This is a genomic window from Trichococcus ilyis (genome assembly GCF_900109135.1).
Taxonomy (GTDB): domain Bacteria; phylum Bacillota; class Bacilli; order Lactobacillales; family Aerococcaceae; genus Trichococcus; species Trichococcus ilyis.
In genome coordinates, this window is record NZ_FNYT01000002.1 from 75,877 (window position 1) to 92,615 (window position 16,739).

15 protein-coding genes are annotated in these 16,739 nt (G+C 49.6%); 1 reads left to right on the forward strand and 14 read right to left on the reverse strand.

Annotation, left to right across the window (positions count from 1 at the left end):
* Nucleotides 1–81 precede the first annotated feature (81 nt).
* Entirely contained in the window at nt 82–1,206 is a 1,125-nt protein-coding gene (locus BMX58_RS01665) for a carbohydrate kinase (protein ID WP_068621412.1), read from the reverse strand.
* 222 nt (nt 1,207–1,428) lie between these two features.
* On the opposite strand from BMX58_RS01665, the gene BMX58_RS01670 reads away from it, so the two are divergent.
* Nucleotides 1,429–2,052, forward strand: a complete 624-nt coding sequence (locus BMX58_RS01670) for an HAD family hydrolase (RefSeq protein WP_068621413.1) — start codon at nt 1,429–1,431, stop codon at nt 2,050–2,052.
* 47 nt (nt 2,053–2,099) lie between these two features.
* Here the strand turns inward: BMX58_RS01670 and BMX58_RS01675 are convergent, their stop codons facing one another.
* The 13 genes from BMX58_RS01675 to BMX58_RS01740 all read right to left on the reverse strand — a co-directional run bounded on the left by BMX58_RS01675 (nt 2,100) and on the right by BMX58_RS01740 (nt 16,739).
* Nucleotides 2,100–2,759: a tetratricopeptide repeat protein gene (locus BMX58_RS01675; protein ID WP_068621415.1), complete on the reverse strand. Its 660-nt coding sequence runs from the start codon at nt 2,757–2,759 to the stop codon at nt 2,100–2,102.
* Nucleotides 2,760–2,967: 208 nt separating this feature from the next.
* The gene (locus BMX58_RS01680) at nt 2,968–4,146 is read right to left on the reverse strand and encodes a CapA family protein (RefSeq protein WP_068621417.1); all 1,179 of its coding nucleotides are present in this window, start codon (nt 4,144–4,146) and stop codon (nt 2,968–2,970) included.
* A gap of 339 nt (nt 4,147–4,485) precedes the next feature.
* Nucleotides 4,486–5,613 carry a carboxynorspermidine decarboxylase gene (nspC, locus tag BMX58_RS01690; RefSeq protein WP_204243746.1) on the reverse strand — a complete coding sequence of 376 codons (1,128 nt, stop codon included), beginning with the start codon at nt 5,611–5,613 and terminating at the stop codon, nt 4,486–4,488.
* 21 nt (nt 5,614–5,634) lie between these two features.
* A complete protein-coding gene (locus BMX58_RS01695) occupies nt 5,635–6,846 on the reverse strand; it encodes a saccharopine dehydrogenase family protein (protein ID WP_068621423.1) in 1,212 nt (403 codons plus the stop codon).
* Between the two features lie 249 nt (nt 6,847–7,095).
* Nucleotides 7,096–7,683, reverse strand: a complete 588-nt coding sequence (gene leuD / locus BMX58_RS01700; protein WP_068621425.1) for a 3-isopropylmalate dehydratase small subunit — start codon at nt 7,681–7,683, stop codon at nt 7,096–7,098.
* Nucleotides 7,670–9,058: a 3-isopropylmalate dehydratase large subunit gene (leuC, locus tag BMX58_RS01705; RefSeq protein ID WP_068621428.1), complete on the reverse strand. Its 1,389-nt coding sequence runs from the start codon at nt 9,056–9,058 to the stop codon at nt 7,670–7,672. The genes leuD and leuC overlap by 14 nt, the downstream gene beginning before the upstream one ends.
* Before the next feature lie 16 nt (nt 9,059–9,074).
* Entirely contained in the window at nt 9,075–10,121 is a 1,047-nt protein-coding gene (leuB, locus tag BMX58_RS01710; protein ID WP_068621430.1) for a 3-isopropylmalate dehydrogenase, read from the reverse strand.
* An 18-nt stretch (nt 10,122–10,139) separates the two neighbouring features.
* Nucleotides 10,140–11,696 carry a 2-isopropylmalate synthase gene (locus tag BMX58_RS01715; protein WP_068621433.1) on the reverse strand — a complete coding sequence of 519 codons (1,557 nt, stop codon included), beginning with the start codon at nt 11,694–11,696 and terminating at the stop codon, nt 10,140–10,142.
* Nucleotides 11,697–12,341: 645 nt separating this feature from the next.
* Nucleotides 12,342–13,340 carry an ABC transporter substrate-binding protein gene (locus tag BMX58_RS01720; RefSeq protein WP_068621623.1) on the reverse strand — a complete coding sequence of 333 codons (999 nt, stop codon included), beginning with the start codon at nt 13,338–13,340 and terminating at the stop codon, nt 12,342–12,344.
* 446 nt (nt 13,341–13,786) lie between these two features.
* On the reverse strand, nt 13,787–14,365 hold the full coding sequence (locus tag BMX58_RS01725; protein WP_084253771.1) for an SOS response-associated peptidase: 579 nt from the start codon (nt 14,363–14,365) through the stop codon (nt 13,787–13,789).
* A 99-nt stretch (nt 14,366–14,464) separates the two neighbouring features.
* Nucleotides 14,465–15,178, reverse strand: coding sequence for a DUF554 domain-containing protein (locus BMX58_RS01730; protein WP_239420513.1), 714 nt, complete (start codon nt 15,176–15,178; stop codon nt 14,465–14,467).
* Nucleotides 15,179–15,346: 168 nt separating this feature from the next.
* Nucleotides 15,347–15,904, reverse strand: coding sequence for an NADPH-dependent FMN reductase (locus BMX58_RS01735; RefSeq protein ID WP_068621436.1), 558 nt, complete (start codon nt 15,902–15,904; stop codon nt 15,347–15,349).
* Between the two features lie 307 nt (nt 15,905–16,211).
* A complete protein-coding gene (locus tag BMX58_RS01740) occupies nt 16,212–16,739 on the reverse strand; it encodes a biotin transporter BioY (RefSeq protein WP_068621438.1) in 528 nt (175 codons plus the stop codon).

Sequence of the window (16,739 nt, forward strand, 5' to 3'; positions counted from 1 at the left end):
TGGATTTCCTTTCGAATGGTTCGTTTATTTATTAAAATAACACGAAAAAAAGAGGAATGCCAGTGCATTCCTCCAGTGACTCTAGATTTCTCTGCTTTCCAACTTGCCGATTTCTTTCACATCTTTGCGCAACACAGCTTGCGAAAGGTTCGGCCGTACTTTATAAGCCGATTTTGATGACATCACGGCATTCACCAGACCGGTCTGGATCATTTCCGTGATATCCTCCGTTCTCAGGTAGGAGTAGACGAGTCCGGCACAAAGCGCTTCGTTCGTTCCCCAGATGTAGGTGTCGGTATTTCCGTTTTTCAGGTCATAGATGTGCATGCCATATTTTTCGCTGGCATAACCGACGCTCTGACTGTTTTTTGTGATGATGACATGCTGCACCCCTTTGTCCAGCCAGTGCTGTAAAGCTTTCCGCATGGATGCATCATCGGTGATTTCGATGTCGAAGTGTTTCTCGGTTTCGTCATGCTTGGTGATCAGCAGCTTCAATCCCTTGAGATTTTCCGGGATGTTGTACAGCTTCAGCACGGATGCGCTGATCAAGGCGACCGGAATGTCGTATTTCGAACCGATTTCAAGCAGATGTTCGACACTCTCTTTCGGACAGTTCGAATCGACAATGATGGATTTTGCTCGCTTCAATGTCGCCAGATGCTTCAGCAACCATTTTGGCTGCATGTACTCGTAGATATCCATTTCGGCCAGCCCGATGATCATTTTGCCTGTTTCATCAATGACTTCCATGAAGGTGCCTGTCGAAAATCCAGGGATCATTTCGACTTCGGATGTCCTCATCAACGGCCGCATGGCTTCTTCGATCGTATGCCATTCCGCATCATCTCCGACCAAAGAAAGCATGACGACATCTTCCTGCAGCCTTCCCAGATTCTCAGCGATGCTGAGGGCAACCCCACCGATGGACGTCTGCGAGGTGACATTATTCGATTGCCCATGGACAAGGGCCCCCTCCACAAAATAGCGGCGATCGATGCAGGCTGCTCCGATGCAGACGATCGGTCTGGTGTCGTTGATCACGTAGGCTTTACCGAGAAGATAGCCTCGTCTTACCAGTCCGGAGATGATGTTCGCCACTGCTGGACGCGACAAACCTATTTTTGTAGCCAGATCCTGCTGCGATATGAAAGGATTTTCCTTTATGTAGCTCAGTATCTTTGATTCTTTTTCATTTAAAGCCATGTTTCAATTCCCCTAACTCTATCAAAACTCGGCAATGCCGAACGTATTCTTTTAGCAACATTTTCTGCCCCTAAAGGTATAGTATATAACCAATGGACGCCGTTGCCAAACGAACACGGCATATTGTAACCTTTTCTTAACTCCTTTGCATCAGTCAGAGTAGTTTTATTACAAAACCAAGCTGTGCTATAATAACAAGAAACATCCCAAGGAGCTGTACATATGATTCATACATTTATTTTTGACGTCGACGGAACGATTGTGGATACGGAAGCGTCCATTTTCAAAGGCCTGGATGCCGTCCTCCGCGAATACGCAGGCAGAGAGGCTACACCGGAAGATATGCGCGCCGTTTTCGGCCGCCCAGGCATGGAAGGCCTGCAGTCTCTGGGTTTCACTCCCGAAGAAGCTGCCAAGCTGCATCCGAAATGGAGCACATTATCCAAAAGTTATGCCGACAGCGTGCAAATATTTGCCGGAATGGAAGATACGCTGCGTCAGTTGAAGGAGAACAATCACCTGTTGGGTATTGTCACCTCCAAAACGAAAGAGAGCTACGCGTTGAACATCACACCATTCGGCTTGGATGACTATTTCGATGTCATCATCACTTCAAGCGACACCGAAGAGCACAAGCCTTCCGGACAACCATTGACGGAATGCTTGCGCCGCTTGGGGATTACCGAACATGAAGCCATCTACATCGGCGATTCCATTTATGACAACCAATGCGCCCGAAATGCCGCAGTCGCGTTTGGTTTGGCCGAATGGGGTTCGCACACGACTGAAGGCTTCGACGCGGACCACATTTTCAAGGCACCCGAAGATATCCTATCCCTTGTATAGAATACGCAAGCAACCCGGAAAAGGGTTGCTTTTTTCGTTCCAAGAGTTCATTCTTCGCTCTTTGCACGCTTCATCCGAAACTGCAATTCAGCTGCCGCTTCCGAATTTTTATTTTTCATGTACAAGGCATGGCTTTCTCGGTAAGAATCGTGGGCTCTGTCCAATTCATTGAGGGTAAAATGGTAATCGCCGAGACCACGCATGATGCTGGCCCGGCATTCCTCATCTTCGGACTTGTCGGCATATTTCTTTGCCTTATCAAGGTTCATTTTTCCCTTGATCGGATTCCGTTGCAGCAAAGACAGCATCGCCGCTTCACAGTAGCTTCTTGCCAATCCGCAATAATCATCGGGGAAATGCGTCAGCCGGAAAGTGATTTCTTCCTCGCACATCAATGCTGCCAGATCGTATTCTTCCATCCAGCGGGTATTCACCGCCAAAGCATGCAGATACTCCGCTTCCTTTTCCAAGTTTTTGTTCTTTTTCGCGTAAAACAACAGCTCCTCGAGACACTCCTTGGCCCCGGCAAAATTTTTCTGCGCCGCATAGCACTTCGCCAGCTTGTCTACGACCTTTTGATATTCTTCCGATTTCGGGTCATCCAACAAGTATAAAGCATCGATGTATTTTTTCTCAGCACGGGCATAATCGTTCGCCAGCATCGCTATTTCAGCAATCTCGATCAGTTGATGGACTTCGTTATTCATTGCGCATCCCTCTTTCAAAACAAAGACATTGTCATCGCTTTCAAAATCATCTTAACACCATTCCACAGGTTTCACAACGGATAACGTCAGAGGCAATAAATACAGGATCCACTCCCAAAAATGCTCGGGGAGATGCTTTTCAGTCGGAGCGCGGGACAGAATGCGTTCAGCTCCGCTTTAGTGAACAGCCGCGTTTATCCTTCCGGGATTAGTCCAACATTTCGGCTGGGATGACAGCCTTTGCGATGGCAAGGTAATTTTCGGGAGAAATTTCCAAACCATTGTAGCCGTTCAGCCCATGCTCTAAGGCCAATTCTTCTGTGTAATCTTCCAACTTGTAGATTTTGAAATCGTGCCTTGTGCTCTCGACATTTCCCCGGTCCGCCACATAATGCGAAACGGTAGGATCAAATCGGACATTCTCGACGGTCACCGTTTCATCAGCGGCAACGACAAAATCAAAGGTCACCATGCCGCCGAGCGTGTTGTAATCCGTCAGCGAATGGGCGACGAAATTGCCGAGAGAATAGACTACCAGCGTTTCATTGCCGCGCTCTCCCGTCACCCATTCGATCGGCTGCAGGATATGCGGATGCGTTCCGATGACCACGTCTACCTCCAGATCGGCGAACAGTCTGGCATACGTCCGCTGCATCTCACTGATCTGCTGCGTGTTCTCGTCACCCCAATGCGCCGAAACGATGACAACATCACTGATGCTTTTGGCTTTGGCCACGTCTTGGCGGATCTGTTCCTCATCAAAGTACGAAACACGGTAGGTGGTGTCCGGTTCGATGCCGTTCGTCCCGTAAGTGTAAGCCAGGAAAGAGAACGTGACGCCTTCCCTTTCGATCGTCCGGATTGCATTGCGGTCCGCCTCGCTCGCGAAGATCCCTGTATAGACAATGTCCTTCTGCTCATTCCAGACAGCCAGCGAATTGAGGGCGCCGGGATAATCATAATCCAAGGCATGGTTCGTTGCGCCGTTGACCAGATCAAAGCCCAGCTCGCTCATATCCTGGGCGATTTCAGGAGGCGTGTTGAACGCTGGGTAACCGGAATAGGCGTAGTCATCCCCAGCGATGATCGTCTCTTGGTTCAGGAAAGCGATATCGGCTTGTTCGATATCCTTTGCCACGTTTTCGTAGATGGGCTTGAAATCATAGCTGCCGTCCGCCAATTCCGCATCGCGGAAGACGGAATCGTGGATCAGATTGTCGCCGACCCCGATGAAGGAAATGACAGTCTGCTCCTCCTTTTCGGCACCCGCATCCTTTTGTTCGGAAGCTGCATGCGCAGATTGGACCTCTGAAACCGGCTCAGGCTCACCGGAGCAGCCCCATAAACCAAATACCGCCAGCGCCAACGTCAACACTTTCTTTTGCATGTCATTCTCCTTCCTGCAGACCTATTGCGCAACATTCGACAAGTCGATTATAACGGAGCCATTCTTCTTTGTCACTTTTGTCCACCTCGTCAGAAAGCGTTCTTCTCCGGTGAACGCAGGCTTCGCCGGAGATCGGCCAACATTCCTGATCGCGTTCCCCGATGAACGGGGCTTCCTCGGAGTTGGAGCCGATCGCTACCGGGGTTCTCCGGCCAACGGAATCCTGGCCGGAGCTGAGCTTGCATGCCGCCGCGCTCCTCCGGCCAGAACCTTTGCAAACAAATGATGAAAAAAAGAAAGGCTGCCCCGAAAACGAGGCAGCCCCTGAACAATTGAAAACTATAAGCGTGATTTGAAATCTTCGTACCCGAACGTTTTGATGACTTTCGTGCCATCCTTGGCCGTGTGGGCCGCGATGGCCGGCAGTTGGATGCCGTTGAAGGTCGTGTTCTTCACCATGGAATAGATGGCCATGTCCGTGAAAATCAGGCGATCGCCGGGTTCGAGCGGCTTATCGAAGGAATAGTCCCCGATGACATCGCCGGCCAGGCAAGTCTGACCGCCCAGACGATATGTATGGGTCTTTTCGTTCGCTTCACCCGATCCGATGATGAACGGGCGGTACGGCATCTCCAACACATCCGGCATGTGGCACGTGGCCGATGTATCGAGAATGGCCAGATTCATCTGGTTGTAGGTCGTCTCGAGCACAGTCGCGACAAGGAAGCCCGCGTTCAGCGCGATCGCTTCACCAGGCTCAAGATAGACCTGCACGTCATATTTTTCTTTGATGTAGTTGACGATCTTCACCAATTTGGCGATATCGTAGCCTTCTTTGGTGATGTGGTGCCCGCCGCCGAAGTTCACCCATTTCATGCCGTGCAAGTATTTCCCGAATTTCTCCTCGAAAGCGACCAAAGTCGCTTCCAAGGCATCGGAACCTTGTTCGCAGAGCGTGTGGAAATGCAGGCCGTCCAGCAGCTCGACTTGGCTTTCGTCAAAATTCACTGCCGTCGTCCCCAAACGGGAAAACGGGCTGGCCGGGTCGTAAAGGGCATGGTCCTGGGTGGACAGCTCCGGATTCACGCGCAGACCGATTTCGATCGGGCGCGGGCTGTTTTTCACCATCTCGGCATACAGTTTCACTTGCCGTGGGGAATTGAAGACGATGTGATCCACGATCGGGAGCAGCGCCTCCATTTCTTCCTGCTTGAAAGCCGGCGCAAAGACATGCGTCTCCTTGCCGAATTCCTCATATCCCAGTTGCGCTTCGTGGACCGAGCTGGCAGTCGTGCCATCGAGATACTCCGCGATCAAGGGGTAAAAGTGGTACATCGAAAAAGCTTTCTGGGCCAACAGAATCTTGCAGCCCGTCTGATCCTTGACCGCTTTCAGGATTTCCAGATTGCGTTGCAATAAGGCTTCATCCACCACATAGCTCGGTGTCGGCAAGGCTTGAAAATCGATTGTTGTGTCCATCCGTACCTCCTAATCGACCAAGGTAGGATTGAAGTCCTCTTGCCAAGGCAAGCCGTAGACGTTCAATGCTTCCATGAATGGATCCGGATTGAATTCCTCGACGTTGTAGACGCCCGGTTTCTTCCACTGTCCGGTCAGGACCATGGCGGCACCGATCATCGCAGGGACGCCGGTTGTGTAGGAGACGGCTTGCGAGCCGACTTCTTTGTAGCACTCTTCATGATCGCAGACGTTGTAGATGTAGTAAGTCTTCTCTTTGCCATCTTTGATGCCGGTGAAGATGTTGCCGATGTTCGTTTTCCCTTTTGTGCGCGGCCCCAAAGAAGCTGGGTCAGGCAATACGGCTTTCAGGAACTGCAATGGAACGATCTGTTTGCCTTCGAATTCGATCGGCTCGATGGACGTCATGCCGACGTTCTCCAGTACCTTCAAATGCGTCAGGTAGCTTTCGCCGAAAGTCATGAAGAAACGGATGCGTTTGATGCCTTTGATGTTCAAAGCCAAAGATTCGATTTCTTCGTGGTGCAGCAAGTACATATCCTTCTTGCCGACCTGGTCGAAATTGTATTCGCGTTTGATTTCCATCGGTTCCGTTTCGATCCACTTGCCGTTTTCCCAATAGCTGCCGTTCGCGGTCACTTCGCGGATGTTGATCTCCGGATTGAAGTTGGTTGCGAATGGATAGCCATGGTCGCCGCCGTTGCAGTCCAGGATATCGATCGTGTGGATTTCGTCGAAATGGTGTTTTTGGGCATAGGCAGAAAACACGCTCGTTACGCCAGGGTCAAAGCCTGATCCCAGTAAAGCCGTGATGCCGGCTTTTTCGAAACGCTCGCGGTAATCCCATTGCCATTTGTATTCAAATTTAGCTGTATCTTCCGGTTCATAGTTCGCTGTATCGACATAGTCGGTTTTTGTTTCAAGACAGGCATCCATGATGGTCAAGTCTTGGTATGGCAAAGCCACATTAATCACGATATCCGGTTTGTATTCATTGATCAGCGCCACTAATTCAGGAACATTGTTCGCGTCCACTTGGGCAGTCGTGATTTTGGAACGCCCAGCATAAATGCCGCTTTCGATCCGATCTTTGATCTCGTCGCATTTCGACTTTGTGCGACTGGCAATCATAAATTCTTCGAACACTTCTGAATTTTGGGCACATTTATGGCATACGACGTTGGAAACGCCACCGGCACCAATAATTAAAGCTCTACTCATCTTATTCATTCCTCCTGTAGGGAAATATAATTCATCCATCCTGCGGGCCTTTTCTGCTGAAATCCTCAAATAGGGGCTTAACGACAGACAAGATATTATAACACAAAGCCGTATAGGATAATGTTTTTTTGGCGACAACGACAACATATCGTCATATTTGACAGACTTTGGCGCAACTCCATCTTACAACACTTCAAAAAAACAAGCGAGAAATTCCCTTCATTTGAAGGAAAATTCTCGCTTTTCTATCTATGCATAAATGTTGTCCCATTTGGCTTCATAGGCATCAATCTGATCCGCATAAGCCATCGTTTCAGTGATGTCATCGATGCCGTTTTCCAATTTATGCTTCCAGGTCGGATCGATAGCGAATGGATACTCGGCTGCGCTGGTCCTGACCACTTGATTCGGCAAGTCGATCTGGATGGTTTCGTCCGCAGGCAATTGCGCCAGAACATCGCGTTGCTCTTGCGGCAGCTCGATCAGCAACAAACCGTTCTTCAAGGAGTTCATATAGAAGATATCGCTGTAGCTGCCGGCGATGATGACGCGAAAACGGTAGTCCTTCAGCGCCCAAGCGGCATGCTCACGGGAAGAACCGCAGCCGAAGTTGTCCCCTGTCACCAAAATCGTCGCTTCTTGGCGATCGGCATCGTTCAGCGGGAAATCAGGATTCGGATCGCCGTTTTTCAGAAAACGCCATTCATCGAAAACGAAAGCACCAAAGCCTGTTTTTTCGATCCGTTTCAGGAATACTTTCGGGATGATTTGGTCGGTGTCGATGTTGTTGTTCATCAAGGCAACGGTCTTGCCGTTATGTACTTTAATTGGCTCCATAAGTCACAGCTTCCTTTCTGATGTCCACGAATTTTCCGTTCACTGCGGCAGCTCCCGCCATGGCCGGGCTGACCAAGTGCGTCCGCGAACCTTTGCCTTGACGGCCTTCAAAGTTGCGGTTGGAAGTCGAAGCGCAGTGCACGCCAGCTGGCACTTTATCCGGGTTCATCCCCAAACAGGCCGAACAGCCTGGTTCGCGCCATTCGAATCCGGCATCGATGAAGATTTTGTCCAAGCCCAATTCCGCGGCAGCATCACGGACAGTCCGACTGCCCGGAACGACCATCGCCTGGATATGAGCAGGCACTTTGCCGCCCTTGACATACTTGGCTGCTTCGATCAGATCGGACAGGCGCGCGTTCGTGCAGGAACCGATGAAGACAAAACCCAAGGGAATGTCTTCTGCCGTTTGGCCTGGCTGCAAGTCCATGTAGTTATAGGCGCGTTCGTCATTTTTGTCCTGGATTTCCGGGAATTTTGCGCCGAACGGAACGCCCATGCCTGGGTTGGTGCCCCAAGTGACATACGGCGCCAAGTCGGAAACGTCAATCGCAATGGAAGTATCATAGACAGCATCCGGGTCGCTCTTCAGCGTCTCCCAATCAGCGATGGCCTTTTCCATGTTTTCCGGAGCGTAGCGGCGTCCACGCAGATAATCGTAGGTAGTCTGATCCGGTGCCATCATGCCGATTTTCGCACCGAATTCGATGGACATATTGCAGATTGTCATGCGTTCTTCCATCGTCAGGGCTTCCACTGTATCCCCATAGAACTCGATTGCATAGCCGCTTCCGAAAGCCGCCCCGTAAGTCGCGATCAGGTGCAGGATGATGTCTTTCGCATATACGCCAGCGGACAATTTGCCGCTGATCTTGACGCCCATCGATTTCGGTTTCTTCTGCCAGATCGACTGGGTCGCAAATACATGCTCCACTTCCGAACTGCCGATACCGAAAGCCATCGCTCCGAAAGCGCCGTGCGTAGCCGTATGCGAGTCTCCGCAGACAACGATCTTGCCGGGTTGGGTAGCGCCCAATTCGGGTCCGACCATATGCACGATCCCTTGATTGGCGGTGCCGATATCCATCAAGGGAATATTGAATTCAGCGCAGTTTTTCTGCAGCGCTTCGATCTGTTTCTTCGAAATCAGGTCTTTGATGTTGAAGATATCTTCCGTAGGCACATTGTGGTCTACCGTAGCAATCGTTTTGTCCGGACGGCGGACTTTGCGGTTCGTTTCGCGCAAGCCATCGAAGCCCTGCGGTGAAGTGACTTCATGGATCAAGTGCAGGTCCACGTACAACAATTGCGGTTCGCCTGCTTCACCTGTGATGACATGTCTGTCCCAAAGTTTATCAAAAAGTGTTCTGCTCATAGCTGTGTACTCCCCTTCACTTTTCCAAAATGGCTTTCACTTGCTCAGTAAATGCTGTCGTCGTTGTCGTACCCCCGAGGTCGGCCGTCAGGAAACCGGCGTCCATCACCTCGTTGGCTGCTTTTTCAAGCGTATCCGCCTCCTCATGGAGTTGGAAGCTTTGGCGAAGCATCATGGCGACTGACAGGATCATCGACATCGGATTGGCGATATTTTTTCCGGCGATGTCCGGTGCGGAACCATGGATCGGTTCGTACAAGGAAGGGCCCGAAACCGCATGGCTTCCGGAAGGCAGCATGCCCAATGAACCGGTGATGACGGAAGCCTCGTCGCTCAGGATGTCCCCGAACATATTCTCCGTAACGATGACATCGAATGCTGTCGGATTCTGGATGATTTTCATTGAAGCCGCATCGACGTACAGATGATCGACGGTGACTTCCGGATACTCTGTCGCGATTTCGTTGACGGTTTTACGCCACAATTTGCTGCTGGCCAAAACATTGGCTTTGTCGACGGAAGTCAGTTTTTTGCCGCGCGTCATCGCAATGTCAAAAGCTTGGCGGACGATCCGTTCGATTTCGCTCTTCTTATAGAACAAAGTGTCAGTCGCTTCCTCATCATTCCAGTGCTTTGGCTGACCGAAGTAAAGACCGCCAGTCAATTCGCGGACAACGATGAAGTCGGTGCCTTTCACCCGCTCCGTCTTCAACGGCGACAGGTGTGCGATGCTGTCGCTGACCGCAATCGGGCGGATGTTCGAGAAAAGTCCCAATGTCTTACGCAATTGCAGCAGACCATCTTCCGGCGTCTTTTCAGCTTTTTCCCATTTCGGACCGCCGATTGCGGCCAATAGGATCGCGTCGGCCTCCGAACAGCCTTTGATTGTTTGCGGCGGAATCGGATCGCCGGTTTCATCGATGCCGGCTCCTCCGAATGGGTAAACCGTCACGTTGAATTCATGTTGAAATTTTTTTCCGAGTGTTTCCAGCAACGTCAAGCCGCTTTCCATTATTTCTGGTCCAATGCCATCTCCGGGCAATGCTGCAATCGTATAATTCATCTTTCTTTTTCCCCCTCATCAGAAATGTGCCGATACTTTTTCTATTGTCTGTTTATTTTTCGCTTTCCCGCTGGCTTGGATGTAAGCTTTCGCGGATGCCGTCAGGACGTCAAAATCGATGCCTGTGCCGTTGTAGCTCTTGCCGTCTTCATCCTCAACGACGACGTGCACTTCCGCTTGCGCATCTTTACCGCCCGTTATAGCTTCGATGTTGTATTCCTTCAGAATGATTTCCTGCTCCATGATCCGGTTGATGGTATTGTAGATCGCTTCGATGCTTCCTGATCCGGTCGCGGAATCCTGCATCTTCGCATCTTTGTTGGCCTTGTCCTGGATACCGACAATCGCCGCTTGGATGCCGTCCTTCACAAACTGCACCTGCAGACGTTTCAACTCGTAGGCCGATTCATCTTCGATCGATTTGCCGACCATCAGGGCATGGATATCCTCTTCCGTTACATTCTTTTTCTTGTCCGCCAATTCCTTGAAGCGTGCGAACAGTGTCTTGACTTCTGCCGGGTCACTGATCTCGTAACCCATTTGTGCAATCCGATCCACGAAGGCGTGACGGCCGGAAAGTTTACCCAGCGGCAATGAATTGGCCTCCACACCGACCAGTTGCGGCGTGATGATTTCATAGGTTTCCGGATTCTTCAGCACACCATCCTGATGGATGCCGGATTCATGCGCGTAGGCATTGCCTCCAATGACCGCTTTGTTGCGCGGAATCGGCATGCCGGAAAGGCGGCTGACCAGATCGCTTGTGCGCTTCGTTTCCTTCAGCACAATGCCGGATTCTTTTTGATAATAGTTCTTGCGGATATGCAGAGCGACTGCCACTTCCTCAAGGGCCGTATTTCCGGCCCGCTCGCCGATTCCGTTGATGGTTCCCTCCACCCGCAGCGCGCCGTTTTCGACTGCAGCCAAGGCATTCGCTGTTGCCATGCCCAAGTCATCATGGCAATGCGAGGAGAAGATCACGTCATCGAATCTTGTGACGTTCTGTTTCAGATATTTGAACAGGTTGCCGAATTCGGTCGGATTGGTATAGCCCACGGTGTCAGGGATGTTGATGACCGTTGCGCCATTTTCGATGGCCAGGTTGACGACTTCCACCAAGAAATCCCAATCACTGCGCGTCGCATCTTCCGGCGAAAACTGGACTTTTTCGAATTTTGATTTGGCGTAGGCCACATGGTGTTTGACCGAATCCAAAACTTGCTCTTTCGTCATCTTCAGTTTGTATTCCATATGGACGGGGCTTGTAGCAATGAAAATATGGATCTGCGGATCGACTGCTTCCTTAAGCGCGTCGTAGGCTGCATCGATATCCTTTTCGTTGCAGCGGGCAAGGCCCGCCACAGTCATGTTTTTGACCGCTCCGGCAATCGCCTTCACCGCCTCAAAATCTCCCTCTGATGAAATCGGGAAGCCCGCCTCGATGACATCGATCCCCCATTTTTCCATCTGCAAAGCAATCTGTACTTTCTCTTTTGTATTGAAGTTCACGCCGGGTGTCTGTTCCCCATCGCGCAGGGTCGTATCAAAGAATTGAATGTACTGTTTTTCGGTCATGTTCTTTTCCTCCGGTTCATTTTTCGTTTTGGTTTCATTAAAGAATCATAAGAGTAAATTTTCGAAAAAAAATGCATCCACAAATAATGGATGCATTTCGAAGGTTAATAAATAATCGCTTCAGCCCCATTATTTGTCCATGCCAAGCAGGGCTCAAACGACTGAATGCACAGTGTCCAAGCCCTGCTATAATAATAAGCTGTTGAAAGAAGGGGTTGTCCCCATGATACCGTTGACTGATACGTTTGCCTGTTCCACGACGATCCCCTCCTCTTTTTTGTAGCCTTCTAATGTTTCGTTAAGTTTTATTATCGTATTCTCATTTTATGCAACTTACCTTCTTTTGTCAACACCCTTTTGTCATTTCCTCACAAAATCGCGTTATGCGAGCCATCAGGGAAGCGGAGGAGCGCAGCGGATTCGTGGATTTGGGACGCAGCTCCGGTAAGGGACCTTCTCATCGGAATTCCCCGGCAACTTTAACTAGCTTCTCCGGCGATGCTGTTCTGATCGGAGAAGAGAACCCAAATGTTGGCCGAACTCCGGCTAAGCTTCCGTTCGCCGGAGTTCGGGCCCCCTTAAGGAGGTTCACACAAAAAACGGAGCCGCCTCGCGATAAGGCCGCTCCGTTTTTGTGTGAAAAGCTTATTCCGGCAGTTTGATGCTGGCTGGATCGATGCCCAGCGCTTTCGCCATTTCTTCATTTATAACCAATTGCAGTGACTCAGGGAATTGTACCGGTAATTCAGAAGGAAGTTTGCCTTCTTCAAGAATCTGCAAAGCCATTTCCCCCGTTTGACGACCCAATTCCTTAAAGTCGATTCCGTAAGTCGCCAATGCGCCAGCTTCGACCATTTCAGTCGCTCCAGGAATGACCGGGATTTTAGCTTCCATAGCGATTTGGCCGACGGTTGCCATCGTGCTGGATAATGTGTTGTCAGTCGGGATATAGATCGCATCGACTTTTTGTACCAACGATTCCATCACTTGTTGGACATCGTTTGTTGAAGTGACCGTCATGATTTCGACATTGACACCGGCCGCTTCCAACAATGCTTTCGCTTGCTCACTTTGGACGACTGAATTCATTTCGCTCGAGTTGAAGATGATGCCGACTGTTTCCGCAGTAGGCACAATCGACAGTAGCAATTCGATCTGTTTGTCCATCGGTGCTTGGTCGCTTGTTCCGGTGATGTTCGCTCCCGGCTCTTCCGCACTTGCCACCAATCCGGCATCGATAGGATCGGTTACGGCAGTGAACAAGACCGCATTTTCTTTTTCTGCGTTCGCTATCGCTTGTGAAGCCGGGGTCGAGATCGATAAAATGAGATCGTTGTTGCCGGCCAAACGCTCAGCCATGCTCTGCAGGTTAGCTTGGTCGCCTTGGGCATTCTGATAATCCACAATCAGATTGTCGCCTTCAACGTAACCGGCTTCCTCCAAAACTTCCAAAAACCCGGTGCGTGCAGCCGATAAGGATTCGTGCTCAAGGATCTGTAGAATGCCGATATGCACAGCATCCGCTGAAGCGGTTGAACTTGCTGCGGAAGAATCCGCTGCTTCTTCCGTACCGCCGGCGCATGCACCCAGCAATAAGGCAGAAGTCAGTGCCAATGTTGTCGCTACTTTCTTTTTCCAATCCATTCCAATCATTTCGTTTCCCCCTATTTTTTGATTTTGTGCGAGAACTGCTTATGCAAGCAATCGTTTATCCCGGATATGCAAAAACCCACTCAGATATGATATCCAAATGGGCTTTATCTAAGTAAGTTTATGGAAACTCAACAGCCCAAATAGATTCTTCCTTCCTCTATGGGGCCCTTCACATCACGCAAAAACGCTTCAGCCTTCATAGATACAAACAAACTTTTTGTTCATTGTTTGCATCCATGCGGACATGTCTACAAACAGCATCTAAAGTAGCTAAAGTCGAAGCTGATGATTGGATTGCGTTTTTTTGTTTGCGTTTGCATAAATACTCCTCGCACGTCATTTATTTGTTGCTTCCAGTTTATAAGAATCAGATAAGGATGTCAACGAAAAAATTAAATTCAGATGAGCGTATTCTCATTTTAAGGCGTATCGATCCGTCATTGAATCAGCAGCTGACGGCTGGTCGGCTTCAGCAACTTCGAGACCAGTTTCGGATCGACCTTCTTGTCCAGATAAATGGCTTCATCTTCGGGTTCCAGTATCACCGGCATGCGATCATGAATTACGCGCATTTGATCATTGGCGTCAGTCGTGATGATGGCAAAAGCCGTGTAAGCTGTTCCTTTCTCATCCTGATAGGTTTTCAGAATGCCTGCCATCGAAAAAATCGGGAGATTCGCTACAGCTATTTTTCGTTTCAGCTTTTCTTCGCCGATTTTCTCCCATTCAAAAAATGCGGTAGCCGGCACAAGGCAGCGCGCAGTCCGGAACGAGTGGCTGAAGGTCGGTTTCTCGAGGATGGTTTCTGCCCGGGCATTGATCAAAGGGCGCTTCGCGAAAGGCTCCACAAATCCCCATCTGTGATGAACCAGCTCATTTCCCGGCAAAATCAGCGGGGTACTGTTGGTGGGAAATATTTCCGGGCGCGCTTCGACAGCCTCTTCCATTTCTCCCAATAGATACCTTTCCCAAAGCTCCCTTTTTGTTGCTTCAAGCGCATATCGTCCGCACATCATTCTATCCCCTTTCCGTTGGCGCTCTTTGATACCGATTATAATGGAGGAAACCGCATGATACAAAAAAGACGCCCCTTTCGGAACATCTTTTTACTGGATTTAAATGAAAAATCCGAACAGAATCGGGAAAAAGACAGCGGGCGCATAGTTCATGATTTTCAGCTCCGTCAGTTTCAGCATATTCAAAGCCAACCCGACAATCAGAAGCGACCCAACGCACGTCATTTCGTTGATGACGTTATCCGTCAGAAGCGGCGCAAGAATATTCGCGAAAAGTGAAATGCCGCCTTCATAGATGAGGATCAGGCCAGCCGAAAGCAAGACCCCGATGCCTAAGCTGGATGCCATCACGATGGCTGCGATGCCGTCGATGAGGGACTTCGCGAAGAGTGTGTCATGATTTCCGGTCAACCCGCTCTGCAAAGCGCCGACGATCGCCATCGCTCCAACGCAGAACAGCAAACTTGCCGTCACAAATCCTTTCGAAACGGAAATTTCGGCATCAGGAGATGATACTTTCTGCTCGACCATATCCCCCAGCTGCTTGATTTTTTTGTCCAGATCGAACCCTTCGCCGACCAAAGTGCCGAATACCATCGACAGAATCGTGATCAGAACGTTTTCGCCTTTCAGCATGCCGCTGATGCCTATGTAAAGGACGCAGAGCGCCAAAGCGTTCATCACGGCTTTGGCTAACCTGTCCGACAACCCTTTCTTAATAACCAATCCGATGCTGCCACCCAAAATGATGGCGGCACTGTTGACCAAACTTCCCAACAAAACCACTTTATCCCCTCCGACTGCTTTTTGCATGTATATCGCTTACTTGATTCCCATTTTTTGCTGCATACTCAGTACGTTTCAGTATAGACGCTCACTTTCAGAAAATCAATGGACGAAAGATGAAGGAAACATTTCCCCGAAAACACGAAAAGACCGCCATGCTTGCAGGGCGATCTTTCCTTATCATTCTATGTTTTATTAACGGATTGTCTTCAGGGCTCCGGACCATTTGATCAATTCATCCAGCATCGCAGTCGCATTGCTTGCATGGTAATCATTCGGCACAAAATTGCTCATGTTCTCGAAATCAGTCATCAATGAGAAGTTCACGGTTGTGTGCACTGTCGCTACGCTCAGCTCGCCAAGGATGACACGCATATTTTCGTGCGCACGCGCCCCGCCCAAGCTTCCGTAGCCTACAAATCCGGCTGCTTTATCGGCAACTTCGGGTTTCAGGAAATCCAAGGCATTTTTCAAAGCGCCACCGACGGCATGGTTGTATTCCGGTGTCACAAAAATATAACCGTCGAAGGAAGCCATTTTTTCCGACCAAGCTTGGATCGCCGCTCCGGCTGCTGCTTGACGGTCTTCCGGCAATTTGGCTCCCAATAGAGGCAAGTCATAATTTGCCAATGGTACGATTTCGTATTCGATGCCGCCGTCATTGCGTTTTACGGCAAAATCATGCATCCATTCCGATACCGCTGCTGAGTTTCTTCCTTCACGTACGCTTCCTGAGATAATTCCGATTTTCATAGTTGTATTCCCCTTTTCGTCTATTGTTTTTACTTCTGTATTTTTACTTCCAAACAAAGCATTACCAACCCGAGATATTATCGATGTATTTTCCAATTATTTTCCCCCATAGCACTAGTGTTTTATTGAAGGAGGCCCCTCCATCTCACTTACATTTCGTAAGCTTGATATCATTATGCCACATCCCGGAATGTATTTCAAGTTATATATTCACGAATTCGAGATAATTTCCAAAAAAAACATCCAATCCCGTCACATGGCGGTTTTGGATGCTCTTTGAAACATTTATTTTTTCGAAAAATCTAAATCAATGTTGGAATGCGCGGACACGACCTTTTAGGCGGTCTGCAAGGATCACTGCCAACAACCCTTTTGCGATATCCCCGGGGATGAACAGCAGCATGCCCATTTCGAAGATTTCTTTCACACCGAACGAGTTTCCCATGAAACCGTTCAATATCATCGCCAGATAAGGCAAGCCGATCGCATACATCACGATCGTTCCGGCAATGGCAGCCGCGCCGTAAGAGCGCAAATTGCCGTCTTTCTTGTGGACAAGATAGGAAATCAATGTGGCAGCGGCAATGAAGCCGAAGACGAAGCCAAAACTAGGGCTCAAGAAAGATTGGAAGCCGCCCAGTAATACTTTCATGATCAGATGCAACGTTTGCGCCATAAAGGCAGCTCGCGGGCGCAGGAAAAAGCCGGTCAGCAAAACCAACAATGTCTGCAATGTGATCGGAACAGGCCCTACCGGTATGCTGATGAAGTAACTGACGAACGTTAAAGCTGCAAAGATGCTGATTTGGGTCAAATCTCTTGTTGATAATTTCAT

Excerpts from the sequence above, each read along its gene's own strand:
- BMX58_RS01675 (WP_068621415.1), bottom strand. The coding sequence starts at position 2,759 with ATGAATAACGAAGTCCATCAACTGATCGAGATTGCTGAAATAGCGATG.
- leuC (WP_068621428.1), bottom strand. The coding sequence starts at position 9,058 with ATGAGCAGAACACTTTTTGATAAACTTTGGGACAGACATGTCATCACA.
- BMX58_RS01670 (WP_068621413.1), top strand. The coding sequence starts at position 1,429 with ATGATTCATACATTTATTTTTGACGTCGACGGAACGATTGTGGATACG.
- BMX58_RS01730 (WP_239420513.1), bottom strand. The coding sequence starts at position 15,178 with ATGCAAAAAGCAGTCGGAGGGGATAAAGTGGTTTTGTTGGGAAGTTTG.
- BMX58_RS01665 (WP_068621412.1), bottom strand. The coding sequence starts at position 1,206 with ATGGCTTTAAATGAAAAAGAATCAAAGATACTGAGCTACATAAAGGAA.
- leuB (WP_068621430.1), bottom strand. The coding sequence starts at position 10,121 with ATGAATTATACGATTGCAGCATTGCCCGGAGATGGCATTGGACCAGAA.
- BMX58_RS01725 (WP_084253771.1), bottom strand. The coding sequence starts at position 14,365 with ATGATGTGCGGACGATATGCGCTTGAAGCAACAAAAAGGGAGCTTTGG.
- BMX58_RS01715 (WP_068621433.1), bottom strand. The coding sequence starts at position 11,696 with ATGACCGAAAAACAGTACATTCAATTCTTTGATACGACCCTGCGCGAT.
- BMX58_RS01695 (WP_068621423.1), bottom strand. The coding sequence starts at position 6,846 with ATGAGTAGAGCTTTAATTATTGGTGCCGGTGGCGTTTCCAACGTCGTA.
- leuD (WP_068621425.1), bottom strand. The coding sequence starts at position 7,683 with ATGGAGCCAATTAAAGTACATAACGGCAAGACCGTTGCCTTGATGAAC.
- BMX58_RS01720 (WP_068621623.1), bottom strand. The coding sequence starts at position 13,340 with ATGGATTGGAAAAAGAAAGTAGCGACAACATTGGCACTGACTTCTGCC.
- BMX58_RS01740 (WP_068621438.1), bottom strand. The coding sequence starts at position 16,739 with ATGAAATTATCAACAAGAGATTTGACCCAAATCAGCATCTTTGCAGCT.
- BMX58_RS01735 (WP_068621436.1), bottom strand. The coding sequence starts at position 15,904 with ATGAAAATCGGAATTATCTCAGGAAGCGTACGTGAAGGAAGAAACTCA.
- BMX58_RS01680 (WP_068621417.1), bottom strand. The coding sequence starts at position 4,146 with ATGCAAAAGAAAGTGTTGACGTTGGCGCTGGCGGTATTTGGTTTATGG.